Source organism: Bradyrhizobium sp. Crot121, assembly GCF_059512385.1.
The window spans coordinates 1-24,269 of the sequence record NZ_JCAMOR010000083.1 but is presented as its reverse complement, the minus strand read 5'-3'; the positions used below and the strand labels follow the sequence as shown (position 1 = coordinate 24,269).

General features: G+C 62.3%; 19 protein-coding genes and 4 pseudogenes. 7 read left to right on the top strand and 16 right to left on the bottom strand.

The genetic code is table 11. The annotated features are described in order from the left end of the window. Nucleotides 1-33 precede the first annotated feature (33 nt). Nucleotides 34-1,501, top strand: a pseudogene (locus AC5ZGW_RS38815) (replicative DNA helicase). A 108-nt stretch (nucleotides 1,502-1,609) separates the two neighbouring features. Here the strand turns inward: AC5ZGW_RS38815 and AC5ZGW_RS38810 are convergent. From AC5ZGW_RS38810 to AC5ZGW_RS38790, 5 genes are all read right to left on the bottom strand, one after another. Further along, the gene (locus tag AC5ZGW_RS38810) at nucleotides 1,610-2,197 is read right to left on the bottom strand and encodes a hypothetical protein (RefSeq protein WP_130228686.1); all 588 of its coding nucleotides are present in this window, start codon (nucleotides 2,195-2,197) and stop codon (nucleotides 1,610-1,612) included. 387 nt (nucleotides 2,198-2,584) lie between these two features. After that, nucleotides 2,585-2,791 (bottom strand): hypothetical protein, encoded by a 207-nt coding sequence (locus AC5ZGW_RS38805; RefSeq protein ID WP_165421328.1) that lies wholly within the window; start codon nucleotides 2,789-2,791, stop codon nucleotides 2,585-2,587. Nucleotides 2,792-2,873: 82 nt separating this feature from the next. After that, nucleotides 2,874-3,260, bottom strand: coding sequence for a hypothetical protein (locus AC5ZGW_RS38800; protein WP_245474957.1), 387 nt, complete (start codon nucleotides 3,258-3,260; stop codon nucleotides 2,874-2,876). Further along, on the bottom strand, nucleotides 3,257-4,144 hold the full coding sequence (locus tag AC5ZGW_RS38795; RefSeq protein WP_130228688.1) for a DUF7007 domain-containing protein: 888 nt from the start codon (nucleotides 4,142-4,144) through the stop codon (nucleotides 3,257-3,259). Before AC5ZGW_RS38795 ends, AC5ZGW_RS38800 begins: the two co-directional genes overlap by 4 nt. A gap of 125 nt (nucleotides 4,145-4,269) precedes the next feature. After that, the gene (locus tag AC5ZGW_RS38790; RefSeq protein ID WP_130228685.1) at nucleotides 4,270-5,946 is read right to left on the bottom strand and encodes a ParB N-terminal domain-containing protein; all 1,677 of its coding nucleotides are present in this window, start codon (nucleotides 5,944-5,946) and stop codon (nucleotides 4,270-4,272) included. Between the two features lie 300 nt (nucleotides 5,947-6,246). On the opposite strand from AC5ZGW_RS38790, the gene AC5ZGW_RS38785 reads away from it, so the two are divergent. After that, nucleotides 6,247-6,432 carry a hypothetical protein gene (locus tag AC5ZGW_RS38785; protein ID WP_130228684.1) on the top strand — a complete coding sequence of 62 codons (186 nt, stop codon included), beginning with the start codon at nucleotides 6,247-6,249 and terminating at the stop codon, nucleotides 6,430-6,432. 93 nt (nucleotides 6,433-6,525) lie between these two features. Here AC5ZGW_RS38785 and AC5ZGW_RS38780 read toward each other — a convergent pair. The 3 pseudogenes from AC5ZGW_RS38780 to AC5ZGW_RS38770 all read right to left on the bottom strand — a co-directional run bounded on the left by AC5ZGW_RS38780 (nucleotide 6,526) and on the right by AC5ZGW_RS38770 (nucleotide 12,731). Continuing rightward, nucleotides 6,526-11,627: pseudogene (locus AC5ZGW_RS38780) on the bottom strand (helicase-like domain-containing protein). Between the two features lie 98 nt (nucleotides 11,628-11,725). After that, nucleotides 11,726-12,119, bottom strand: a pseudogene (locus AC5ZGW_RS38775) (DUF3085 domain-containing protein); the annotation flags it as partial. Between the two features lie 11 nt (nucleotides 12,120-12,130). Next, nucleotides 12,131-12,731: pseudogene (locus AC5ZGW_RS38770) on the bottom strand (DUF1419 domain-containing protein). 731 nt (nucleotides 12,732-13,462) lie between these two features. Between AC5ZGW_RS38770 and AC5ZGW_RS38765 the strand changes: the two are divergent. Further along, entirely contained in the window at nucleotides 13,463-13,651 is a 189-nt protein-coding gene (locus tag AC5ZGW_RS38765; protein ID WP_130228683.1) for a hypothetical protein, read from the top strand. Between the two features lie 46 nt (nucleotides 13,652-13,697). Here AC5ZGW_RS38765 and AC5ZGW_RS38760 read toward each other — a convergent pair whose 3' ends face one another. The 5 genes from AC5ZGW_RS38760 to AC5ZGW_RS38740 all read right to left on the bottom strand — a co-directional run bounded on the left by AC5ZGW_RS38760 (nucleotide 13,698) and on the right by AC5ZGW_RS38740 (nucleotide 17,249). Beyond that, nucleotides 13,698-13,880 (bottom strand): hypothetical protein, encoded by a 183-nt coding sequence (locus tag AC5ZGW_RS38760; RefSeq protein WP_130228682.1) that lies wholly within the window; start codon nucleotides 13,878-13,880, stop codon nucleotides 13,698-13,700. Between the two features lie 60 nt (nucleotides 13,881-13,940). After that, nucleotides 13,941-14,957, bottom strand: coding sequence for a DUF3991 and toprim domain-containing protein (locus AC5ZGW_RS38755; RefSeq protein ID WP_245474956.1), 1,017 nt, complete (start codon nucleotides 14,955-14,957; stop codon nucleotides 13,941-13,943). Between the two features lie 151 nt (nucleotides 14,958-15,108). Next, on the bottom strand, nucleotides 15,109-15,291 hold the full coding sequence (locus tag AC5ZGW_RS38750; protein ID WP_130228681.1) for a hypothetical protein: 183 nt from the start codon (nucleotides 15,289-15,291) through the stop codon (nucleotides 15,109-15,111). A 798-nt stretch (nucleotides 15,292-16,089) separates the two neighbouring features. Further along, entirely contained in the window at nucleotides 16,090-16,818 is a 729-nt protein-coding gene (locus tag AC5ZGW_RS38745) for a class I SAM-dependent methyltransferase (RefSeq protein ID WP_130228680.1), read from the bottom strand. Nucleotides 16,819-17,075: 257 nt separating this feature from the next. Beyond that, nucleotides 17,076-17,249 carry a recombinase family protein gene (locus tag AC5ZGW_RS38740; protein ID WP_245474955.1) on the bottom strand — a complete coding sequence of 58 codons (174 nt, stop codon included), beginning with the start codon at nucleotides 17,247-17,249 and terminating at the stop codon, nucleotides 17,076-17,078. Between the two features lie 290 nt (nucleotides 17,250-17,539). Here AC5ZGW_RS38740 and AC5ZGW_RS38735 point away from each other — a divergent pair, with 290 nt between their 5' ends. The 3 genes from AC5ZGW_RS38735 to AC5ZGW_RS38725 all read left to right on the top strand — a co-directional run bounded on the left by AC5ZGW_RS38735 (nucleotide 17,540) and on the right by AC5ZGW_RS38725 (nucleotide 20,541). Next, nucleotides 17,540-18,283 (top strand): DUF6088 family protein, encoded by a 744-nt coding sequence (locus tag AC5ZGW_RS38735; protein WP_130228679.1) that lies wholly within the window; start codon nucleotides 17,540-17,542, stop codon nucleotides 18,281-18,283. Next, complete coding sequence (locus AC5ZGW_RS38730; protein WP_130228678.1) at nucleotides 18,264-19,376, top strand: nucleotidyl transferase AbiEii/AbiGii toxin family protein; 1,113 nt, start codon at nucleotides 18,264-18,266, stop codon at nucleotides 19,374-19,376. The genes AC5ZGW_RS38735 and AC5ZGW_RS38730 overlap by 20 nt, the downstream gene beginning before the upstream one ends. 61 nt (nucleotides 19,377-19,437) lie before the next feature. Continuing rightward, nucleotides 19,438-20,541, top strand: coding sequence for a hypothetical protein (locus tag AC5ZGW_RS38725; RefSeq protein ID WP_130228677.1), 1,104 nt, complete (start codon nucleotides 19,438-19,440; stop codon nucleotides 20,539-20,541). A gap of 272 nt (nucleotides 20,542-20,813) precedes the next feature. On the opposite strand, the gene AC5ZGW_RS38720 is transcribed toward AC5ZGW_RS38725, so the two are convergent. Further along, nucleotides 20,814-21,632 (bottom strand): aminotransferase-like domain-containing protein, encoded by an 819-nt coding sequence (locus tag AC5ZGW_RS38720; RefSeq protein WP_130228676.1) that lies wholly within the window; start codon nucleotides 21,630-21,632, stop codon nucleotides 20,814-20,816. Nucleotides 21,633-22,022: 390 nt separating this feature from the next. Between AC5ZGW_RS38720 and AC5ZGW_RS38715 the strand changes: the two genes are divergently transcribed. Beyond that, nucleotides 22,023-22,796, top strand: coding sequence for a DMT family transporter (locus tag AC5ZGW_RS38715; RefSeq protein WP_130228675.1), 774 nt, complete (start codon nucleotides 22,023-22,025; stop codon nucleotides 22,794-22,796). A gap of 543 nt (nucleotides 22,797-23,339) precedes the next feature. On the opposite strand, the gene AC5ZGW_RS38710 is transcribed toward AC5ZGW_RS38715, so the two are convergent. Then, entirely contained in the window at nucleotides 23,340-23,930 is a 591-nt protein-coding gene (locus AC5ZGW_RS38710; RefSeq protein WP_130228674.1) for a nucleotidyl transferase AbiEii/AbiGii toxin family protein, read from the bottom strand. Nucleotides 23,931-24,020: 90 nt separating this feature from the next. After that, a partial coding sequence (locus AC5ZGW_RS38705; RefSeq protein WP_496114065.1) for a transposase occupies nucleotides 24,021-24,269 on the bottom strand: 249 nt, incomplete at its 5' end.

Genomic DNA, 24,269 nt, shown 5'->3' with positions numbered 1-24,269 from the left:
ATGTGTCGTTGATTTCGACCAGCGCAGGACGCAATGGCGCAAGCGGCGCACAGACTGGAACTGGCGGAGATCGAGCGACATCGCGTGATGCCGCACAACATCGAGGCCGAACAGGCGCTGCTCGGGGCGATCCTGATCAACAATGCTGCGTTTTATCATGTGTCCGATTTCGTGAGACCGGACCACTTCTTCGAACCGCTTCACGGCACGATCTACGAGATCGCAAGCGGGTTGATCAGTGCGAACAAGACCGTCACCCCGATCACTATCAAGACTTTCCTTCCCGCCGATCTGGATATCGCAGGGTTGTCGCCATCGCAATATCTCGCCCGCCTCGCTGCGGAAGCGACCACGATCATCAACGCGGCCGACTACGGGCGCACGATTTATGATCTCGCGCTTCGGCGCGAGATCATCAATGTCGCAGACGACATGCGCAATGCAGCCTTCGACGCGGCCATCGATTGCGCGGCGGCAGAGCTGATCGAACGGGCAGAGCAACGTCTCTATGATGTCGCCGAGACCGGACGTTTCGGCGGAGGGTTCGAGACCTTCGACTCGGCGCTCTCCCATGCCATCGACCGCGCGGCGCAAGCGTATCAGAGCGACGGTAACCTCTCGGGCTTGCCGACCGGACTCAGGGACCTCGATGCGAAGATGGGCGGCTTGCAGCCGTCCGATCTCATCATCATTGCTGGTCGGCCGGGCATGGGTAAGACGGCGCTTGCGACCAATGTCGCCTACAATGTCGCAAGTTCATATCAGCCTGCGGCGGCAGACGACGGCTCGCGGAAGGCTGCTGCCGGCGGGATCGTGGCGTTCTTCTCGCTCGAGATGTCGTCGGAGCAACTCGCCACGCGCGTCATATCCGAGCAAGCCGAGGTGTCGTCATCGAGCATCCGCCGCGGCGCCATCGATGAACGGGAGTTCGAGCGGCTTGTCGGCCGCCGCAACGCGATGCGCCGAATCCCGCTCTATGTCGACCAGACCGGCGGCTTGAGTGTTGGCCAATTGGCTGCGCGCGCAAGGCGTTTGAAGCGGCAGCGCGGGCTCGATCTCATCGTGATCGACTATCTTCAACTGATGCAAGGCCGGACACAGCGCGCTGCGCAGAACCGTGTCCAGGAGCTCACCGAGATCACGACCGGCCTGAAGGCGTTGGCCAAGGAGCTCAACGTGCCCACCATCGCACTCTCCCAACTCTCCCGCCTGGTCGAGAACCGGGAGGAGAAACGGCCGCAACTGTCTGACCTGCGGGAATCGGGCTCGATCGAGCAGGATGCGGACGTCGTGCTGTTCGTGTTTCGTGAAGAGTATTACCTGCCAGGAGCCGAGGCCGGACACTGAAGAACATCTGAATTGGGAGGCTGATTTTGCGGCCGCGCACGGCAAGGCCGAGATCATTATCGGTAAATAGCGTCACGGGCCTACGGGCGCGGTGATGCTGTCGTTCCAGGGCGAGTTCACGCGCTTCTCAGATCTGGCGGATGATCGGGGCTGAACGATCGGCGCAAGAGAGAGCAACATGGCAAAGGCCGCTCGTTCGGAGCGGCCTTCGTGCGTGTCGACGACGAGATGATCGGCGGGGCCGAAGCCCCGCCTGCGGCGCTCAGCCGAACGCCGCCATCTGGAGTTCGGCCGCCTTGCGATCGACGGTCTGCCCGGGGTTCTCGATCGGCCGTTCGAAGGGCTTCCAGGCTTCACCGACGACCTGTTCGTAGGCTGCAACAGTGCCTTCAGCCGCCATCCGCAGCGCGTGCGACTGGATGGCCATGTCGGCGGCGAATTCGCGCTTACGCTGCGCGGTGCTGTCGAAGCCGACCGGACCGTCGAGGTCCACATCACGAGCGTCATTGGCGGCCTTCGCCGTAGCGTCGCGGGCTTCCGTCACCGCGCGGCTGTAGAACTGACCCGCTCCGTGGGCGGAGCCGACATAGGCGCCGACGATCCGCTGGAGATGGATCTGCATCGCACGCTCGCCAAGGCCATCGCTGAGGCTCGCGGCCGTCTCGACGATCAGGCGCTCATGGAGATCGCGGATGCCATCGCTGTCGAGAACGGGAAGGCCGAAGCTCTCGGAGATGAGGGTGGCCTGGGTGGCGTCGGGGCAGGCGAGCCTGACCATTTCGAGAGTGGTGCTTTTACGAAGCTGGACGACCTTGGCGGGCTGGCGGGGAGTGCGAGCAGTCTTGGTCATGGGAACATCCTTTCCTTCGGTTTCTCCCTGAAGGCTTGGGCCGGCTCCTGCCGGTCCTCCCTTCGGGTGCGATCGAGAAAAACCGGCGGAAAGACGGGCGCTTCAGGGTCCGGGGCTGCCGGATCGAGCGGAGCGGGTTTGCGGACAAGCAGGGCTTGCAGCCCTCGCGCGGGACGCGGACACGCTTTGCCGAGATCGGCAGTCCCGGCCGCAACGCGGCGCGATAGCGGCCTTGAAGCGCCCGGCCGCCGGTTTACGAGCGCGACAAACCCGAGGGGAGATCCGGCGGGCCGGAACGATGAAGAGAAAACGGGCAAGGATCGCAATGACCTACCGCGAACTCATGCGTCACCCGAGATCGAGAACGACGGGCCAACTTCCTTGATGTCAGGCGATTGCGACTGTGCGCGTCCAGACCTCCGGCCGCCAGAGCCTGATGAGCTCCTCGATCTCGGCGCGGTAGGCCTCCAGATATTTGCGCGACTGGAGAATCGGCGAGGCGGTGCACGACCATTGCCATGGCGATATCGCGATCCGCAGCGAAGACGTTGGACAGGTCGAATCCGCCGAGGCTATCAGCGTCTCACCAGGCAAGGGATGAAGTTCCGACGGTCACGACTGGCCGGTGTTGCTCCTGGCAGTGCGGAGCCGTCGTTCGAACGCCGCGCGGGCGTTGTCATTCATGGTCGCGGTGCCCACGGCTGCGCGATCGCACAGCAAGGCCGGGCCGACTGCACTGGCCGCGAGCATCGAGCCGGTCGGAGAGGAGGCCGCTGCGAGCACAGTACGCCGCGATCGCGGCATCCTGCTGCACGAGCTTGCGGGACAGTGCGTCGATCTCCGGCCGGCGTTCCGCCGTGATTGCCGAAAGATGCGAACGATACCGCTCGAGGAAGGCACTCGGGTCCGGCGCCCTGCCGGCAGGTTTCAGCTTCAGCTGCAGGATCAGCGCCGTCATCCGCCGCGTGATCTGGCGGTCGATCGAATCGAGCTGGCGCTGAATCTCCCGCCGCGCCTCCCGCATGCGGTGAAGGGGCGCCAGGCGATCCGGGGATAGGCTCATGTGACCCTCCCGATCTGCCAGCCGACGAAGTCCGATGGCCCGCCATAGACTTGGTGCCGGCTCGGGTCGATCACGAAGCCAAAGCGTTTGACCTCGTAGTCGGAGGATGGAACGAGGAAGCGCCGCTCCTCCGTTCCAGCTCCGCGCCTGCCGCCGGGCGTTGCAACGCACTCCACGAAGCCTTCGAAGCGACTTGAGGTGATCGCCGAAATCACGATCCAGTCGTTGGCATGCGTCAGCTCAAAACTGCGGCGATCCTTCTCATAGGACTCTCCCGGCGCGAGCACGGTGCCGAAGATCGTCTCCCAGGCGTCCGGCCATGAATCCTTGATCGTGCGTTCGGCGCAGCGGCGCTCGAACGCCGTGAAGAGATGCGGAAAGGTGATCGCAACGATCGCCCATTCCGAATCTTCCTCATACCAGCCGCCCGTCGATCGCAGCGTGGGATGGACCTTGCGGTTTTCCTCGGCCGAAAGCTTGAAGCCTCCATGTCCGGCCGTCGAGTGTCGTTCGACGCCTTCGGCATAGACGGTCGCGCCCTGCGAGGCGCCCCAGGGCGTGTGGGCACGCGAATACACCTCGACGCGGCCGAGCATCTTACGCTCGCGCTGGTGCTCGGCGTTTTCGAGCACGGCGGCGCGGAATGCCGCCTCGTCGGCAAGCACGCCGGAATGGCCGTAGAAGTCGCCGCGCGTCCATTCGCCCATGGGGCGGGAGATGCGCCGGGCCGTGACGAGATAAAGCCGACCGTCGCGGCGGGGCGCCATCGCGAAGGCCGATTCGCCGACAAGTGCGACGAGAAGGCCGTCAGCGCCGCGGCCGAAAGTGACTGCGGGGAATTCAGGCACGGTTTGGTTCTGGCGTGTGGGAGATGACGCATTCATGCTGCGGTCCTGTCCCTCGGTGACATGTGCGGACATCGTGTCCTCCGGTTTTGCGGATGTGTGGAAACAGAACCGCCGCCGGCTTGGCCGGCGGCGGCAGTCGTTCGGAAGAAGAAGGTAGGGACCTATTCGGCCGCCTCCCTGAACGTAGCGGCGTCACCGTCAGCGAGTTCATCGCGGATGCCGTCGACGTCCTCATCCGTCTCATCGGCGTCGTCCGCAGCGCTCGCGTTGGACGACAGCCATTCGGAAAGCTTCGTCGGGTCCGGTGCGAAGAGCGCCGCGGAGTGGACGAAGCGACCCTCCTTGAAGTGCTCGGCGAGCGCAGCGCGGGTGTCCTTCGCGCGCTGGCGCGGCAGGACCGGCGTGTCCTTGCACGACGCCTCGAGCGCGGGGCGCGACAGGCACGAGAGAAAGTCCTCGGTGCCCATGTTGGGCAAGAACTCGTCCGCGCCGATGGTCGCGCCGGCGATACGGGCGACGATGCCGCTGTTGGTGGCGTTCTCGCGGCACGAGAACACATCGATGAGCATGGCGCGGGCTGAGATGCGCAGCGTGTCCATGTCGAAGGCGAGCTTGCCGTCACCGTCGAACAGCCCCGCCGTGTGCTTCGCCAGGCGGCTATGGCCGTTATGGAAACCGACGCTTCCCGTCGTGACGGAGACGTTCTGACCGAAGGCAAGGATCAGCAGCGCCATCAGCGTGTCGTCCTCGACCGGCGCACGGCCGAGGGCTTCGCGCAGCGCGTCCGTGCGGTAGTCGCCCATCATCTCGATGCCTTTGCGCGTCACATCGGGACGAGGTTTCGAGACTACGCCGACATCGTCCGGAGCGCTGACCGCGTCCGGCGCAGCCTTGCCCTTCGACTTCTTCGCTTCGGACATGCGGTAATGCACCGTCTGCACGCGGCCCTCGCGGTCGAGATACATTGCGGTGCAATCGGACTTCGTCGGCTTGCCGTGGACCCGTTCGGCCTTCGCCGGCAGCTTCACCTCTCCCCAGTTCGTGGTCTCAGCGATGACGCCCTTCTTCGGCAGGTTGTTCGCCATCCACTCATGCTGCGCGCCGAGATAGGCCTCGACATTAGTGGTGTAGCGGCTGTCCTCGTCGGCCGGAGCAAACAGGTCCTCGACCCACTGAATTCCGTACGCCCGCGTGAGATCGTCACCGAAGCTGGCGTGCCGTGCATACATGTGCGTCTTCTGGAGGCCTTGCGCGACGCTCCACCAGGACACCTGCGGGTCCGCCTTGGATGGCTTATGCTTCTTCCAGACCTCCTTCTGCTCGTCGAGCGAGGCGGCGGCGATAGTACGAAGCTGCTGCTCGTTCGGCATGTCGCCCCTGGCCATGTGGTCGAGCATGGCGGGCAGTACGTTCGCGAGCAGGCGCAGCTTCCTGATCTGACGCACGGGAAGCGCAAGCGCGACGCCGATCGCCTCCTCGGTCCAGCCAAGCGCCACGAGGCGCTCGATCGCCCGCCACTGGTCGACCGGGTTGAGCGGTTCGAAGGCGATGTTCTCGACCATCGAGCGCATGGCGCCATTGTCGTTCGCCGCCTCGTCGACGATGACGTCGATCTCGTCAAGACCAGCAGCAATCGCTTGTTTCACGCGGCGATGCCCGGCATAGATGATGTAGGCGTTGCTGCCGCCGGCCTCTGACGTGATGACGGGCGGCTGCACGATGCCGACAGCCTTGATCGTCGCCAGCAGCAGCGCGTCGGCCTGCGGCGTGGATTTCGTCTGACGCAGGCGGTCGGGGTTTTCCTTCAGCGCGCGCGGATCGACCTTGATGAGACGCATGGGAATGCTCCTTTTTGGGGTTGCAGACCGGCTCGGCCGGCCTTTCTCGTCTTCTTTCCGAAGACATCCCCTGGCCCCGCGGAGCGGGCGGGCCGGTGCAACTGCGGCCGAGCATCCCTGCCCGGCAGGACCAGCAGGGCCAAAGCCCTGCGCAGGACGACGGGCCGGGATCGCGCAGGCGGCGGTTGAGCTTCAGCGCCAGCGACCCGCCCGGTCTGCGAGCGGGCTTTTTCCTCTTTTCCTCTTCTTTTCTCACGACCCGCGGGTTCTCTTTTCAGGCCATCTCCTGCATAGTGCGGCATGGCCAAAACAAAAGTGACCTTCAAAGCCGTCCGCATTTCAGAGAGCGACTGGAAAATACTGGCGGATTACCCGGGCAGCGAACAGCGCGAAATCACAGGATTCACCAGCAAGGCAGATGCCGACGACTGGATAAACGGAGACCGCAAGATCGCGTGGCTCCGCTCTCAGGGTTACGCCAAGTGACGCGGTAGCTCTTCAACGCGTCATTCAGTGTACTGGACTGCACCCTTGAAGTGAGACACGGTAATTGCGGTGACAGAGGGGTGCTGAGAGCGTCTAAGCCGCGATCGCCCTCACCTCGCCTACCCCTTCGATGTCCGAGGAGAGCGCCTTCTCGACCTCGACGAGTTGCCGGCGCTTCTCGGCGAGCTCGTCGGCGAAGGCAAAGGCGCCGCCTTCGCGGGACTGATAGGACGCAAGGCGCCGCCGTGCATCGGCGAGACGCTGACGAAAGCGTTCCCGTTCCCCCTCGAAATCAGCGAGCGCGTGCTCCAGGCGGGAGACTGCGCCAAGCGGGGCCACGGTGACTGACAGGTCGATCTCGTATTCGGCGGCGGTCCGCAACAGCATGGTGGTGTAGCGATAGCCGTCGCGTCCGAAGCGCTCGCCGGAATATTCGAGGTCGAAGCCGCCGATCGAGGCGATGACGGTTTCGCCTTCCTGCTGAAGCTGCACGAGGGTCAGAATTTCCCTCATCAGCGCGCGGCCGGCCTCCTTGCGTTCGGTATAGGGCCTGCCATTCATGCTCATCGCAAAGGCCTCGCCCGCTGTCGGCACAAGGCGTTCGATGTCTTGTCCGATCTGCGCGATGCGCCGGGTCGAAAACTCGATCTCGCGCTCGGCGTCGCGCATCTGACGGCGCACGGCATGCTGATCATCGACATGAGCGGCGCGCAAACGCTCCAGCCGCGCGATGTCGGCCTCTAACCCCGCCTTCTGCATCAGGCGCTGGTCGCCGGATGCGATCGCCTTCGCCATGGCGAACTGGTTCGCCTGCCCCTCGCCCAAATCTTCGAGCCGGCGAATCGAGGTATCACCCGAGAGCGCGGCCGCGATGAAGCGGGCCTTGCGCTCATTGTTCTGCCACATGGTCGCATCGAGCGAGCCCTCAGTCGCGTAGGCGAAAACATCGACCTCGTCGTGCTGATTGCCCTGACGCACGATGCGCCCTTCGCGCTGCTCGATCTGGGAGGGCAACCAGGGCACGTCGAGATGATGCAGCGCCTTGAGGCGCAACTGCGCATTGACCCCGGTACCCATCGTGTCGGAGGAACCGATCAGGAAGCGGACTTTGCCGGCGCGCACGTCGCCGAACAGGCGCTGCTTGGCCTCGGACTTCTTGTAGTCCTGCATGAAGGCAATTTCCGGGGCGGGCACGCCCATGCGAATGAGCTCGTCCCGGATCCAGCGATAGGCCGAGAAGCCCCGGCTCTTCTCGACGCTGATCGTGCCAAGATCGGAGAAGATCATCTGCGCCGCGCCGGGACGCTCGTACGGCTTACCGTCCGGGCGCACATAGGGGTTTTCCGCGGTCTCCTTCCAGATGCGGAAGGCGTTCGCGATCAGATCGTTGAGCTTGTTGTCGGGCTCATTATCATTGTCGGGATCGACAAACCGCAGGTCGATCGCCGCGTGGCGACCGTCCGTGATGACGGAGAGCAGGATGTCGTCGCCGGGCTCCGGCGGCCGATCGCGCATCTCGATCTCCTTGATGCGCTGGTCGAGCAGCGTTTGGTAGCGCCTGAAGGCGGCCGTCGGCTTGGACGTCAGGATCTGGCGCCGGCCGGTCGAGAGTGACGGCACTTTCAAATATTGACGCAGATCGTCCGGCATCACCACGTCGGCGAAGGAGCGGAACATCGCGATCAGCTCCGGCACGTTGAGGTGGCAAAGCGCGTCACCGGCTTGTACTTACCGGACGGCTGGAGCTCGAGCTCGGTCGAGACGTCTCCGAAAGTCGAGGCCCAGGCGTCGAACTCGTGCAGGCCGCGCTCGAGAAGCGCGGCGTAGCCGAGATAGCGCTGCACGGAGAACATCTCGCCGAGCGTGTTGGTGATCGGCGTGCCGGAGGCGAGCACCAGCGCCCGGCCGGGGTTCTTCGTCTCGATGAAGCGCGACTTCACATAAAGGTCCCAGGCGCGCTGCGAGCCGTTCGGATCGACACCCTTCAAGGTGCTCATATTGGTCGCGAAGCTGAGCTTCCTGAACTCCTGCGCCTCGTCGACGATGATTTGGTCAACGCCGATCTCGGAGATAGTCAGAAGGTCGTCCTTGCGGGTCGACAGGCACTCCAGCCGCTCCTTCAGACCCTGCTTCAACCGTTCGAGCCGCTTGCGCGAGACACGGTCGTCGCTTTCGACCTTGGTCAGCAAGGTTTCGTAAAGCTCCAGCTCGTCCTGGATCATCTGCTGCTCGAACGCCGACGGTACGGCGATGAAACGGAACGCAGAGTGCGTGATGATGATAGCATCCCATGTCGCCGTCGCCGCCCGCGACAGGAAACGCTGCCGCTTGTCCTTGGTAAAATTGGTCTCGTCGGCGACGAGAATGCGCGCCGCCGGGTAAAGCGCCAGGAACTCGCGCGCCGTCTGCGCCAGGCAATGGCCGGGCACCACCAGCATGGCCTTGGCGACCAGGCCAAGCCGCCGCTGCTCCATGATCGCGGCCGCCATGGTCATGGTCTTGCCGGCGCCGACGGCATGGGCCAGATAGGTTGAGCCCGCCGAGACGATCCGCCAGATGCCGCGCGTCTGGTGGCCATAAAGAGAAAAGGCGCCAGAGGCGCCCGGGAGCTTCAGATGCGAGCCATCGAAGGCTCGCGGTGCGATGTTGTTGAAGCGGTCGTTGTAGACGCGCGCCAAACGGTCGGTGCGATCAGGGTCGGACCAGATCCAGCGCTGGAAGGCATCCTTGATCTTTTGCAGTTTCGCCTTCGCGGCCTCGGTGTCCACGACATTGAGCACGCGCCGCTCGCTCATCTCGTCCTTGATGGTGTCGAAAATCTGCGGCACGCGACTGTTCAGCGCATCCGCGAGAAGCTCCCCGGCATGCCGGCGATCCGTTCCCCATTCCGACGTGCCGGCCGCCGTCCATCCGAGCTGACGCGCTTCCACGGTCCAGGAGGCCAGTTCCTGCATGTGATGGATCTTAATGTCAGCGTCCATCGTCTCCTTGACGAAGGCGACGATATCGGCGGCCGGAATCCAGGGCGCGCCGAGCCGCGCGGTGATATCGGAGGGGCGCAAATCGACAGGCTGCACGCCCTGCAGCGCCGTAACGTTGCGCTCATAGGACGGATCGAGCGCGATCGCCGCTTCCGCCACCTTCAACTTGTCGCGGACGTGGCCCGACAGATAAGCGTCCGCCGTCTGCCACGATCCGTCCGCCGGATCGCGAAAGATGGCGCTGCCGAGTTCGGCGACGACGTCCTGGGCGCCACGATGCAAGAGCTCTGCGATGTGCTCGACGTCGACCCGACCACGCTCGTTGAGCACCACGGCAAGCGCGTCGGCCGCGCTGGTGATCACCGGCGGCGCCGGCGGCGAGATCACGCGCCCGGTGAAAATCGCGCCGGGCTTTGCGGTATTGGTCTCGAGGTCATAGTCCTCGATCGAGGCGACCAGCCAGCAATCGGGATCGTCGAGGAAGGGCTGGATGTTGGGGCGGCGATGCGTCTCCCGTACCTCGCCGGTCTCTTCGTCCTCGGCGGTTAAGACGGTGGTGAAGTTGACCGGGCCGAAGTCCCGCACGAAGGTCGACCAGGCGATGCGTAGCCTGACCTGGGCCTCCTTCCAGGGGCAGTCGAACTCCTGCGCCTTCTGCACCTCACGTACCGCATTGCGGATCGGGATGAGCTTCCTGATGATGCGGACATGCTTTTCCGGGATGCCATCGGCGCTGCGGCCCTGGCGGACCTTCACGGAAACGGGTTGGCCGTCGAGGATCTGCATCAGGCCGAGCGCTTTGTCGAAGAAATAGCTGCCCTCGCGCACATACAGGTCGGACGGCAGATCGGCGCCGGCCGGATCGCCGGCGTCCTCCAGATGGGGATCGAGCACGTCGGGTTCGCCGTCGTAGAGCGCTTCCGGAAGGAGAGCGATGACGGCCGAGAGTGCGACGTCGAGGTCCTCGCCTGCGCGGGGAGAGCATGTGTAGGTCTCGCCGAAGGGACCGGAGGCGAGACCATGGGTGCCGAGCACTGACTGCAGATGGTCAGCAAACCAGCTGTTCACGCGGATGGCGCCCTCATCCTGCGTCGCAGGACGGACTTCATCGACATCGAGCCAGGACCGATCGCCTTCAGGGTCGCCGATCTTGCGCTTCCGGAAGAACAGGATGTCGACGACGACGTCGGTTCCGGCGCTGGCGCGGAAACTGCCCTCGGGCAGCCGGATCGCAGCAATCAGGTCGGCGGATTTGGCGATATGCTCGCGCGCCGACGCATCCGCCTTGTCCATCGTGCCCGAACTGGTCTCGAAGGCGGCGAGCCCGCCGGGCTTCAGCAAATCGACCGCCCGCGCAATGAAATAATCATGCAGGCGAAGGCCCAGCGACCGGTACGCACGATCCGAGCGCACAGTGCGGTCGGAGAACGGCGGATTGCCGATGGCAAGATCGAAGCTCGCCGGCAGCTCCGTGCGCGCGAAATCGCCGGCGATGATGCGCGCCCGCGGCTGCAACAGGCGCACGATGCGTGCCGTGACCGGATCGAGCTCGATCCCGGTGACATGCGAGGCCTCGCGGACTCCCTCCTGCATCAGCGCCGGAAACAGCCCTGTGCCGATACCGGGCTCAAGCACGCGACCGCCGCGCCAGCCCAGACGCTGCAGGCCCGCCCAGATGGCGCGGACGATGAACTCCGGCGTGAAATGCGCGTACTGGGTACAGCGCGCGAGCGAGGCGTGGTCGAGATCGCCGACGGCATCCTCAAGGTCTATTCCGATCGCCTCCCACCCCTTGCGAAACTCGGCCTCGCCCGGCCGCCGGAACACGAAGTTCGCAAGTTCGGACGCGCCGAATCCGGTGAAGCGGATCAGCTGCTCCTGTTCCTCAGGCGTAGCCGCCCGCTCATCGGCCTCGATGGCGGCGGCAAGCCGGATCGCGGTGATGTTATCGCGGGCGCGATCCTTCCAGCCCTTCGCCAGGGCGCGGTCGCCGGGGAGATGGAAGTTCGCGCCGCGCGTGCGGCGAGCGGATGACGCAGAAACCGGGGCCGCCGCGACCTGCGTCGCGGGGGCTGGTGTCGATGGATCGGGATCGTCGTCATCGTCCGGCTCGGCGGTACCGACGCCGGCGAAAGCGGTGACGCCGAGGCCGAGGCCGGACGACAGCGCTGTATTGCCGAACAGGTCGAGGGTGAAGGGATCGTCTTGCGCCATTGGAAATCTCCTTGTGATGAGGGCGCAGGTGCCGTCGTCCCGCCGAGCTCGCTCGGCGGGTGCGGATGGTCACGGTGGATTGGGGATGGGAGGCGCTCGCGCACGATGAGCGACAGCGAGACGTCGGTCTCGCTCAGCTGCACCCGCAGATGCGTGTAGCGAAAATCACGATTGACGAGAGGGATGAGCCGCTCGGCTTCGATGAACTCGATGCCGTCATCGCCGCCGAAATGGCGGCGCTTGTAGTCGAACCAGTCCGGATTGCCGACCGGATGGCATTCCTCGGAATAGACCACAAGCGGGCGAGCGCCATCGCTGAGCTTGCCGTTCGACATGATGTAGACGCCGTTGTCACCGACACCAAAGACCGGGCTTCTCGCCCTCCCCAGGCTTTTGGCCGTAATAGGGATTGCGGAACCCGCCATTGGCGGCGGCGTCGGATTTTCCGCGCTCGATGACCGTGCGGACGGCGGGGATGGGGAATGTGAACATTACCACCTCCCTCACGCCGCGATCGCGTCAGGCAGGTAGCGCAGATGCACCGGCAGTTTCACGGCGATCTCTGCGCCAGTCAGCTGGTCGAGCAGCTTCAGCACCGTGCCGCGCTGGCCGCCGTAGACCAGCACCGTGCGCTCGCCGCGCAGATGCTCGGCCCAGCGTTCTCCGGCATAGCCGCGATAATCATCATGCGTGCTCGACCAGATGTGCTCGAGCCGCTCTTCCCGCGTCATCGCTTTCACGGGTCGCGATTCACGCTCGATGATCGCCTGCTTCATGCGCTCCGGCGAGCCGCGATCCGAGAGATCGCAATAGCCATGGAAGAACCGCTTGCGGCCGTCGACCAAAAGCGAGAAGAAGACGCTTGTGACCGCCAGTCATGAATTCGCGCATCGCGAACATGTCGGCGCGCATCCAGAGCGGCGGCAGGATCTCGAACATATGGTCGTGGTCGGCCTGACCGATCTCGAACCACTCGCCGCGATAGAGAACGCTGTCGTCATTCTCGGAGCGGTTCGGCCGCTGCGCGTGGCGATCGAACATGCGGAACATCTGCCGGCGGTCGGCGATCTCCTGATAAACCTTGCGGATCGGAGAGAGGGTCATGAGCGGGCTCCTTTCAGCCTCGTCGGGCTGAAGCGCGGCTCATCATTCCGATTCCGCCATCGTCTTCAGCCCTTCCTGACCCCTCCTCCGCGGCCACCTCACCGACCGGCCGGGTCAAGGGCCGCGGCACGCGGGCGAAGCTTCACCCTTGACGCGGCCGGCGGGCATGCGGCAGCCGGGCTTTCCTTTCCCTCCTCTCGATCTTCATCTTGCTGCCGGGATGTAGCTGTTCGTTCCAATCCTCTGCGGCAGGCCGTAGCCGCTCGTAGTCGCAGCTGACTTCCTGCGCGACGGCCGCGAGCCGCTCGGCATAGACCTCCCCTGCCGATTGTTGTCGGTCGGCGACCACCGTGCGACCGGCCGCGCGCTCAGCGCTCGAATGGCGGCGACCGCCGCCGGCGCTCAGCCGCCTTCCGTGCTCTCCTGGATTATCTCGACGTAGCTTCTGGCTCGATGGGCCGAAATGCCGGTCGATCAGGCGTCGAAGTTCTTGCCTGAAAAGTTCTCAGTTCAAGACGACGTTCAGCTCCCCTATCAGCTCACACTCGGCGCGAAGCGCCCGAGGCGAATCCGTGATTGTCAATGCAGCAATTTGCAGGCCACGTTTGCGGAACGTGAGACGTAGGCTGGTCATTACCAGCCCGCATGATATGTCGGCGGGTGGCGGCCTCGGCCAAAGCTCAGACACTTCGACCGGGGCCGCTCTTTCGCCCATTCTCATCAGGGATTCTATGCCAAACTCCAAAAAGAAGAGGCCAGTCATCCGGCGGGAATACACCAAGGATGATCTGAAGGCGCTCAAGGCACACTCGAAGGCCAGGACGCCTATCGCCAAGATCTCGAAGCAAATGAAGCGCACGGTGCCGGCGCTTCGGGCCAAGGCGCATCAGCTCGGCATCGGGCTCGGCCACCAGCGCTGAGCCCACGGCGGCGGGGGAGTGGCTGAAGATCAGCGCGAAATGCTCGCTACAATTCGCAGGCGTCGACCTCCTCGTCCGGGAACTTCTCGGACTCGAGGTCGAGCCTATCCTTCGCCTCTTCCAGCTCTCCAGTGATCAGGACGTAGTCTTCGAACGTGCTCGACGAGCTGATGTGCTTTTCGATCAACCGCCGCAGCTCGACCCTGAACTGATGTTTACTGAAGGTCATTCGTCTCCTCCGCACCGCCCAACGCCGGGCCTGGTTCTTTAACAGCGCGAAGCGCTCACCCTAGCATGCGGCAGCCGGGTTTTCTTTCTCGTCCCCCTGCTTCTTCCTCTTGCTGCTCGGATGCAGCTGTTCATTCCAGTCCTCCGGCGCGGGCCGCAGCCGCTCATAGTCGCAGCCCACCTCCTGCGCGATGGCCACGAGCCGATTGGCATAAACCTCTCCCTGCCGATTGTTATCGGTCGCCGCGACGAGCCGTGCGCCCGGCTGCGCGCTCAGCGCTCGAATGGCGGCGACCGTGGCCGGCGCCCAGCCGCCGCCGGTGCTCAGATAAAGAGTATCAGGCCGCTGGTCTTCGATCGCCGCCAAGCTCATGGCGTCGATCGCGGCCTCGGTGATGCAGAGCCGGGCCGCGTTCGCCGGTCCTAAACGAAACAGCACCTTGCCGCCGCCGCTGGCGAAGCCGCGCCATTGCGGACCGCGCTCCTCCCAGCCTGTGACCACGCCGTCAATGTCGAGATGCGCCGCCCACATGCTGCCGTGAGGGCCTTCACGCAACCGGTCATGCCGGACCGCAGCGCGGATGACGGCTTCCGGGATTGCACGCTCGTCGCGCAGATAGCGCCAGGTCATAGAACCTGGCCAAGGCTTGCTCCGCGCGCGCCAGCGATCAGCAGCAGCAGCAGCCGCATCGTGCGCGCGGGATTCTCGCGTCCAGACGGGCTCCGCCGGCACAAAGCCGACCAGGTCGGACACTCGCTGCAGCGCCTCGGGAAACGCGATGCCATCGAGATGCTCCACCAGCGAGAAGACGTCGCCTCTGGCGTCGGATAACGCGTCGAACCAGCCCCTCCCCAGATGGATCACGATGATGATGTGGCCGCCGCGGCGATATTTGACTGCTTTGCGTGTGCTTTCCTTCAGATCGATCATAAAGCCGGCCTTCTCGAGCACGGCGGCGCAGGGCACGCGATTTTTCAGCTCTTCGATATCCTTTTTTTCCATCTCCACTTCCCGGCGCACTGCCGCGCCGGACCTTTCCCGCTTGAATTTCTTATCTCCCGCAGCTTGCGGGACCACTCGCCCCTGCCGCGAAGAGCGAAGGGGGCAAGGGCGCGGCTGGCAATTGATGAATTATGCGGGCCACCCGGCATCATCGCGTCGGCCGGCAGCGGCGCAGCCTCCCTTGCGGCCGCCCGCTCGCCAGCGGCACACAAGGGTAAAACCCGGCTCAATGAGCCGGGCTGACCTCGTGTGGATCGTATTCGTGCACAACAGTGACATCGGCATCGTCGAGTTCGTCGCTCGGCATCACGCCGTATGCGCCATCGACCTTGAAGAGCGTGATCGGGACCATCAGGGTGCGGGCGAGCTCGAAGGCGTTGGACTGGGCCAGGGAAAGATCGTGCGACATTTGAGGGCTCCATCGTAAGCGAGGCCGATCCCCGCTCGATGGCGTCCCTCAGTGTCCTCAACCGGCCGCGATCACCGCGAAGCCGAAGGCGCAGCGGCGGCATGCTCCCATAGCCGACCCCTTGAGGGTTGATCGTGGAAGGCCGGGCGGAGGACCAGGAAAGCCATCCATAGAGAGCGGGGTCGCGGCCTGCGCAGTGATTGGCGCCCTCCTGCGCGATCTTTTCCCGGCTGCTGATTCATGGCGTCGCCCTCGGCTGTTGGTCCCGCGTCACGGATGACGTCAAAGCGAGAAATGCATTCGCGGCGGCAAGTGATATTGGCACTGCCGTTCAATCAGTCCTCGCCGCGGACATCCGTTCGGTGCCGAGTCTCGTCCTCGACGAACGCCTGGATCAGTCATCGTGTTGCGTGTGCTCTTCGGGCCGACTTTCGGACAGAAGCGCGGACCAGACAGAAGCCGTAAGCGGCAACGATCGTCACCCGAAGGGCGGAGACGCTTCGCGGCTCCGGTCGCAAGCGAATGCTTGCGGGTAGAGCGTGACCGACCGACAGGGAGGGGCCGCCCAGAATACTTCGCTTGCGCCCGGATAGGAGACATTCCTCCACAAGCCCGCGAAAGTCGCGATGGGCCGATGGCGTAAGGCATCGACATTCCCACCTGCCAGCCTCCAATCGATCAAGCCGCGACGGTGAGACCGTAGAACAGGCCAATGCAGGTCTTGCCATGCCGGCCGAACAGACGTGGTCCTTGGCAGACACCGTTTCACCGCAGTTCGTCCCGCGATTGCACGCCGGATCATCGTTGTGCGGACATCAGCAGCATCATGGGCCGCTCCAACTCCTCCGCCAGTCCCGGATTATCGTTGATCTGCTCTGCCGTCGGAGCGAATTCCACCATATGGCGGATCGTAAATCCGGCCGCGATCAATGTGTTCAGCGTCGTCCCGATCGTCCGATGATATTTGAGAACGCCGTCGGTGAACCAGTTGGTACGGCGTTCACCTTCCATGGCATAGCGGTTCACCGGCCATGTCTTGCGTCCGTCCTCGTCGTTCCACCAGCACGGATGCATGGCGGCCATGTAGATCGGATGCTCGATCGTGAACACGAAGTGCGAGCCCGGCGTGAGAGACCGATGCACCATGCGCACCAGCCGGTCGAAATCCTCGATATAGTGGAAGGTCAAAGCGCTATAGGCGAAGTCGAATGAAGCCAGGGGCAGTTCAAGCACCTCCAGATCCGCAACTCTGTACTTGATCGCAGAGTCGGGGGTGTCCGCCTTTGCCCGCACGATCATCTTTTCGGATATGTCCAGTCCGACCACCGACTGGGCACCATACTCTCGTGTCCAGCGGGCAAACCAGCCGAAGCCACAACCCATGTCAATGATGCGCTTGTCCTTCAGATCGGGCAGCATGGCGCGGATAGCGGGCCATTCTGGTGCTCCGGCGAGACCATGGACCTGCCGCGGAAGCTGGCTGTAGCCGGCGAAGAATTCGGGGTTGTCGTAGATGTTCTGTGCCATTGTTCACTCCATCGTAGTACCGATGGACGAGGCACACGCATAAAAAAGCCCCGTCCGTCTGAGACAAGGCAAAGCTGCGGGTATGCGATACGTTTATGCTAACGTGATCGGCTTCCCTGCATCCCGCCCGTTGGGATGCCAGCGACCCGAGCAACAATATGCGTATCCGTAAACATGCTGGCATTATTTGATGCCGCGCGATGCCTGTCAACACTGCGCCGCTTCTCACCCTCAATGACCGTGTTCTATCGTTGCGGTCATTCGAGCCAAGTCATGCCAGTGCTTGTCTGCGTCAACATGCGGCCAGCCGGCGTGTTGGTGTCGATCGCAATCCCGCACCCGCCGCTTCGATCTTCTCCCTTTAAGCTGCGTGACAGCGGGTCGAGCTTCCAGGCCACGACGACATCGCCGTCGCGGAGCTGGCCGATCATTTCCTGAAGTTTGGCCGGTGTCCCCCATCGGCCCCACTGGGAGCCTCTTCGAATAGCCGCTTGCACCCTGCGGCGTTGAGCGCGCGAGCCTGTGCCGCATTCGATCGCTCGTCTGCCTTCGACATGCGGGCATGGCCAATCAGATAGATTTGACGTCAATTCGGTCCTTTCGCAACCGGGGAGAAAAATGAGGTCTGACCAACGTTTAAATATATATTCTGGTCAGTAGCTGTTCCGGCTTGCTACTGACCATATTTTATATATAATGTTCGGACAGCTCTTGGTGGCCGATGCCCGACCCCACGTCCGACACTCTCGATCGCATCCATGACCGGATCGCCCAGGCGGCGCCGGCTGGTGTGTGGTCGCGCGCCGATTTTCTCGACATCGGAACGCCGAACGCTGTCGAGAAGGCGCTGCAGCGGCTGACCCTGCGGGGCGACATCCGCCGGCCGTATCGCGGTCTCTATGACAAGCCGGGAACCGGCAAGCTAACCGGAAAGATGGTGTTTCCGCCACGTGCATCTTTCATTGATGCCATTGCACGGCGCGACAAGCTCCGCGTGCTGGTCGACGGCATGACGGCCGCGAACGACCTCGGCTTGACGACGGCCGTTCCGGCGCAGTCGACGATCTATGCCGATACCTATCCGCGGACGATCGAGATCGAGGCGAGCGCCGGTGATCCGCAGGCGACCAAGCCGGTCATCTACAAGCTCGACTTCAAGCGCATTTCGGCCAAGACCGCATTCTGGGCGGGCCGTCCCGCCATGCGCGTGGTCCAGGCACTGACATGGTATCGGGATGAGCGAACGAGCCTCGATGCGGCGGTGAACGGAATCGTCCGGCATCTGTCGCGCGATCCGAACCGGGAAAAACTCGTACAAGATCTACGCGACAACGTCCAAGCGGTCCCGGCGTGGATGTACCCGCTGATCGAAACGATTGCACGTAAGCTCTTCGCGGAGAGTCACAGCGACGGCGACCCGAATCCTGAGGGCGCAAAAGACGGCCATGCAGAAAACGTTCATTGAAATCCTGCGCTCGAGCGTCGACGATCGTCGCACAATCTTCTCGACGGTTGCCGCTTATCTGGAGACAGAGGCGCATAACATCGAGAAGGATCTCTATGTTTGCTGGGTGCTCGACTTCCTGTTCAATCGGCGGGGTGATGATCCCATCGGTCTTTATTTCAAGGGCGGTACAAGCCTCAGCAAGGCGTATGGACTGATCCATCGCTTCTCCGAGGATATCGACATCGGCATCTATAAGGCCGATTTGCACGTCCCGCTGGAAGCCGAGATCGCCGCCCTCTCGTCCGTGAATCAGCAGCAGCGCGCGCTCGCCGATAAAGTCGACGAGGCCGCGCGACTATACATCTCGGGTCCGCTCAAGGACGAGCTAACGAAGGAGATCGCAGCCGTCGAGGAAGCGGCCGACCAGGTGGGACACTTCTCACTCGGCTTCGGCTTCGACACGTATCGCAACAAGGAAGCGCTCGACATTTTAGTGGTCGGCTACAAGAGCGTTTTCGACAGGGGCGACGCGTATGTGCAGGCGGCGGTCCGCATCGAAGGGGGTGCGCGTCCTGATCCTGAGCCGGCCGAGCCTCGCGAGATCGTGCCCTACATCGCTTCGGAAATGCGAGAGGGAATGGACCTCACGGTGAGCAGCGTGACAACGGTCAAGCCCGAGCGGACCTTCTGGGAGAAGGTGCTGATCCTGCACGCAATGACCGAAATGATCGAGAAGCGAAGCGCGGAAGGAAAGCCCGACCGTCCGGTGCCCAATCTCAATCGCTACTCGCGCCACTATTACGACGTACACCAAATCTGGAGCCACCCGGACTATGGCGTGGCCACGGCGTCAATGCGCGATCTTGCGGAAGCCTGCCGGCAGCACAAGGAGCTTATGTTTCGGGCGCCGGATCACCGCTACGATCGCGCCGTGCCGGGCAGCTATCGCCTCGTCCCGACTGCAGACATGCGGGCCAAGCTCGCCGCCGACTATGAACGGATGTCGGCGATGATTTTCGGCACGCCGCCCACCTTTGCGGACGTCATGGCGAGCATCGAGGCCCTCGAGCTGCACCTGAACACTGCACCAGGCGGACCTCCCAATGCATAGAAGGAGGTTGTGCCGAGAAAAACGCACAGCACTCGGCGGGGCACAATGATAGGATCAAGGCATGAGTGAAGTTCCAGAGAACGACCCAGTGCGACTGCCCGATCCCGCCTCGATCGAGGCGGTCCTCGCACGTCTTCCGACCGGAGCTGACGAAGCGGCGCTGGCGGCGGCGCTCACAGAGGCATTTCCGGGATTTCCGTTTTCGACGACGGACACCGACGACCAGTATTGGCGGGACACGCGCTCGGTGATCGCTGCCGACGGGACACGGATTGCAGAATACCGGCCGTGGATGGAGGCCGAGCTTGCCAAGGACAACGGCGACATTGGCGCCCTTTGGACTCGATTGCGCGAGAGCGACCTTCAGATTTCGGAATGGCACGGCAACAGCGTGTACGCCTTCGCGCCGACTGGACCGGGCGCGGCGGACTATGTGCAAATCCGTCTCGGCCGGGAAGTCGAATGGCGCGCCGGGCCGATCGTCAATCCGACGTACCGCCCTTGGGGCAAGGGCGAATTACTCGATCCATCATGGATCACACACCAAGATATGTCCGACGACAAGGTAATCGCCGGTCCGCTCTATCGGATGCTTGGGCGCGCGGGCAGCAGCGTCGTCCATGTCCGGAGCTTCCTGACGCGGCGTGCCCGCCTCGAGCGCGAGAAGCGCGAGGCGCAGCGGCCGGAGATGGAGCGCCGTGTAGTGCGGGAAGTGACGCGGCAGGGCACGACCGAGACGCCGTTCCTGGAACTGGTGCCGGACTGGTTCGAGTACGTGCCACGGGAGAATCGCTTCTTCCAGGATTGGGAACAATCAAGCGCTTCGGCCGAGCGGGTCTACGCGCACTGGGCGCTCGACATTTACGACTACGACGACAAAGGCACGCGCGAGGTCGGTTTCGTGCCGCGCCCGCTGCATCTGCCGGAAGAGAGGCTCATCGCTGGCGACGCCTCGGTTCATATTCTGATGGATCGCGTTGAAGCCATCGACCGTGAGGTCGGCGTCCCATTTGGTTGGTTCTTCTTGATGACCCATGGTAGTCGGGTTGAGCCAGAGGTTGGTCAAGCGATCGCCAAGGGCCTGCGTGACCAGCGCGTGGTCTTGCCCGATCGGGATGATGCGCGCGTGCTGCTGCGCTGGGCCGAACGATCTTACGGATTCTGACGCGACATGTTCTCCGAATCAAGTTCATCTTGGCGGACCGGACACGACCGAGCGAGGCTCATCGATCTCCGTTGGTGAAGATGCGAAATCCTTGACACCCGCCGGAACCCTCGTCTAGGAGCCAAGCGGCGTGAGGTTTCGGTCCGGAGCTGACCGCACACTGCCTTCCAACGAGCTCCCCAATTCGTTAGCACCTCATTGATAGCATTGTCACGCCGATCTCGGCAGCAATGGGATGTAGACCAATCGCGTGAAGGGGGTCTTGCCGTCTGTTAGGGTTCGGCACGAGCCTGAGCGAAATAGTCCAGGCATTCGCGAAGCGAGTCGACGGAGCGCGATACTTGTACCTCGGTGGCGAAGTTCGCATAACCTAGAAGCAGGCCTTGCTTGGGTTCAGCGCTGACATACCGCGATGAGAGGCTCGATACGCTTAAGCCCTTCTGGCCGGCGAGCTCGCAAATTGCGACGTCTGTAGACGGTCCATCGATCGTGGCGAAGATCTGGAGACCGCAGCTCTTTCGACAGACGGAGATTCGATGGCCGAGCTGAGCGGTCAGCGCATCGATCACCATTTTACTCCGGGCTGCGCAGATACTGCGCGATCTCTTCAGATGAAGGGCGAAATGACCCTCAGCGATGAAGGCTGTCAAGACCTTCTGCTGCAATAGCGAAATCCCGTCCAGCAGAGACTTTGCGGCTCGCCTCAGGGGGGCGACGGCCTCATCTGGGCACACGATATAGGCGACCCTCAAACTCGGGTGGAGTGTCTTACTGAACGTGCCAAGATAAAACGTGCGGCCATAGGCGTCCAAATTGTGCAAGGTTGGCAGGTGCTTGCCTTCAAAGCAAAACTCGTTGTCATAGTCGTCTTCCACGATCCAGGCACCCGCCTCCCTTGCCCAATCGATCAGTGCAGTTCTCCTGCGTAATGACATGCAAACACCAAGTGGGCTCTGCTTGGTGGGAGTTGTGACAGCCATCCGGGCGTGAAAGGCACTTTGATAACCATCGTCGACGCTGATTCCTTCGGAGTCCACAGCAACAGGGACAGCCCGCATTCGAAGCTGTTCAACTATTGCAGATGTCGGCAAATATCCGGGATCCTCGATTCAAATCGAGCTATCGGAAGGGACCAGTGCATTCAGGAGCAGGCTCAAAGACTGTCGGTACCCGCTGGTGATGAAGACCTGGTGTGTCCCGCTCCGAATTCCGCGCGCGACGCCCAAATAGCCAGAGATTCAGGCGAGGTGTTGGCGGAGGTTGCGACTTCTTTTGCCAGGAGAGCGTTGCTGCGCGTCGCGAGCGATTCGACGGCGCGCGCTATCAGTTCAAATAAAGGCACACCCGACACGCCCAGTCCGCATAAGTTTTTTTGCTGCGTAGGGCGAAAAAATTTCGGGCAAGGTCGACGACGTCCGAAAGTGCAATCCACGATTGTATATGTTAAAGCTCGGCAGTGCAGTCTCCGGTATCAGTCGAGAATGATGATTAGCGCGTCCCTGAAAAATTGGCTTACGCTAGACTTTGTCACGAGACGGGATTTCGTTGGTACAGGTCTGGGCCTCGCTGCGATCGCGTGCATTTCGGTCCGGCCTGTGCTCGTGAAGCTGGCTTATGTCGAGCTTCAAGACCCGATCACGATCCTGGCAATGCGAATGGCGTATTGTTGGCCGATCGCCTTAGTGCTTCTGCTTGTTTCCGGGCGTCAGATGCAACAAACGAGTCCTGCCGCTCTCACAATAAGAGAAAAGTCACTCCTGGTCCTGATGGGATTTTCCGGGTTTTACGTGTCAAGCTATTTGGACTTTTGGAGTCTGGAGTTTCTTTCGGCAGGAACCAGTCGCCTCATAACGTACAGCTATCCAAGTTTCGTGATGGTATTTTCCATCCTGATTTTGAGACGATGGCCAACAATTTCTGAGGTTGGTGCGCTCATCATCACCTATGCAGGGTTCTTGGCGCTCTTGGTCGGTGGTGCATCAGTTGCCGGACCGGAAGCGGCCACGTTCGACAAACACTTCATGGAATGGTCGCCCGAGGAGGACGCACTGCGGATCGCGGCTGACCTCGTCAATGATCCGTCGATGCCGATTGATACCGGGCAGGTCGCTCAGCGCGATGGATGGGAACCGAGGCGGATGAATCCGGCACTGACCTATCTTTTGGCGAGAAAGCTGATCGTCGACTATCAGGTGCTTGCCAGTCAGTACAACTCGATCCGCGTCGTGAAGACGGAGCCACACGCCGCTTCGTAAAAGCCGAAGCTGATTGAGTTCGCGGTCAAGGTAGCCATTCAGTCGAGAGATTTGAATAGCCGCACCTAGCGCGATGTAGGCGCGGCAAAACCTTCTGGATTAGATCTGCAGAACCTGATCCCCAAACCGGTCCCCAGGAGGCTCTGCAACCAATTATCTTGAATAATATCGTTATTTCAGTCGGTTAAGATAGATTTTCAGGCGTCATTTTGGAGGGCTATAGCGTAAACGTAGTTCTCATCATCGCCCCGGTGCGGTGCGCCATTTCGGCCCCAGCAGTGAATTCAAACCGCGCTTTTGAACGGCCGCATACCGTTATAGTCGGTGTGTCCGTTCTCCTTGACGGTCGAGGGTGAGTTCTTCCAGTTAAGCATTTGGTAGGGTGCGCCGCGGAGGCGGCCACGAGTGCGGGCTAGGCCAGAGGAGCCTTGATTACTCTGCGTGTTTATGCCGACTGCCGAACGATCCGGAATGGGTACATGCGTTCCAATTACATAACGAAGATCGGCGCCTTGTGCCGGTAGCGCGGCGTGTTCGAGGTTCCTATTTCGGGTCCGGGATAACTTGGGCGATTTCCTTCATGCGTTGGAGACACGTGCTCGCAAGCGGCCGCCACTCATCGGCGATAGCGAGTTCATCGAGCTGCTGTCGCAGGAATTCTTCTAATATCCCGGATAGCCTGCCGGAGATTCCGGCCTTCAGGTGAGCCACGTAGTGGAGATTATCGCGCAGCAAATCAGGGAAAAGGGAATCGACGACGACGATATCGAGGACATCGCGTATTTTGAGCATGCTCCCTCGGTAGTTCAGCTTCTTGAGCGCGATTTCGACTGGATGTTCTACTTTTATCGTGTGCGAGGTGCCCGGCCTGACTTCGATGGTTTTGGATTCGACAGGAAGCTCGGTCACCGACCCGGCGACGATGAAGTCGATTTCACCCTCTGAATAGATGAGCTTGAGATAGTGAGCTGCTTCGTCGTAGACCTCGCATGCCCAGACTTCTTCGCCTCCGAGGCGCGGCGACATTAAAGCGATGTATTGCGGATCGTCGATGAAGGCGTCGATGTCCTTGCTGAGGCGGTGTCCGCTGTGGATCTTGGTTGTGTGCAAACGGGACGCGGCCGTGGTCGACAATCGTTGCAGGCCACGCGTTCCAACGTCCGATAGCCGGCCAAGGTGGATAGAGGGACGCGTTATCGCGCTTTTGGACGCACTTTCCGGCCTTCAGGCGGCGCGGATGGCTGCAATCAGGCGCGGTTTGCCGACGATGTTCATCACCCGTGTGAGGTTATAAGCGAGAACATGCAGCGCCATCTCGGCGGCGACATTCCTTAGGCGCTTCATCAGGAAGTGCGTCGCACCCATACGGGCTTTGATCGTGCCGAAGGGATGCTCAACCGTCTCGCGCCGCGTCCGCATGGCGTCGGGATTGGAATCGAGCCGTCTCTGGACCTCCTCGACCACATGCTCATG

Coding starts and splice junctions, on each gene's coding strand:
- AC5ZGW_RS38765 (WP_130228683.1), top strand. CDS start 13,463: ATGCCAAACTCCAAAAAGAAGAGGCCAGTCATCCGGCGGGAATACACC.
- AC5ZGW_RS38760 (WP_130228682.1), bottom strand. CDS start 13,880: ATGACCTTCAGTAAACATCAGTTCAGGGTCGAGCTGCGGCGGTTGATC.
- AC5ZGW_RS38740 (WP_245474955.1), bottom strand. CDS start 17,249: ATGATCGGCCAGCTCCGCGACGGCGATGTCGTCGTGGCCTGGAAGCTC.
- AC5ZGW_RS38785 (WP_130228684.1), top strand. CDS start 6,247: ATGGCCAAAACAAAAGTGACCTTCAAAGCCGTCCGCATTTCAGAGAGC.
- AC5ZGW_RS38790 (WP_130228685.1), bottom strand. CDS start 5,946: ATGCGTCTCATCAAGGTCGATCCGCGCGCGCTGAAGGAAAACCCCGAC.
- AC5ZGW_RS38715 (WP_130228675.1), top strand. CDS start 22,023: ATGATGATTAGCGCGTCCCTGAAAAATTGGCTTACGCTAGACTTTGTC.
- AC5ZGW_RS38735 (WP_130228679.1), top strand. CDS start 17,540: ATGCCCGACCCCACGTCCGACACTCTCGATCGCATCCATGACCGGATC.
- AC5ZGW_RS38810 (WP_130228686.1), bottom strand. CDS start 2,197: ATGACCAAGACTGCTCGCACTCCCCGCCAGCCCGCCAAGGTCGTCCAG.
- AC5ZGW_RS38745 (WP_130228680.1), bottom strand. CDS start 16,818: ATGGCACAGAACATCTACGACAACCCCGAATTCTTCGCCGGCTACAGC.
- AC5ZGW_RS38750 (WP_130228681.1), bottom strand. CDS start 15,291: ATGTCGCACGATCTTTCCCTGGCCCAGTCCAACGCCTTCGAGCTCGCC.
- AC5ZGW_RS38725 (WP_130228677.1), top strand. CDS start 19,438: ATGAGTGAAGTTCCAGAGAACGACCCAGTGCGACTGCCCGATCCCGCC.
- AC5ZGW_RS38730 (WP_130228678.1), top strand. CDS start 18,264: ATGCAGAAAACGTTCATTGAAATCCTGCGCTCGAGCGTCGACGATCGT.
- AC5ZGW_RS38800 (WP_245474957.1), bottom strand. CDS start 3,260: ATGAGCCTATCCCCGGATCGCCTGGCGCCCCTTCACCGCATGCGGGAG.
- AC5ZGW_RS38795 (WP_130228688.1), bottom strand. CDS start 4,144: ATGAATGCGTCATCTCCCACACGCCAGAACCAAACCGTGCCTGAATTC.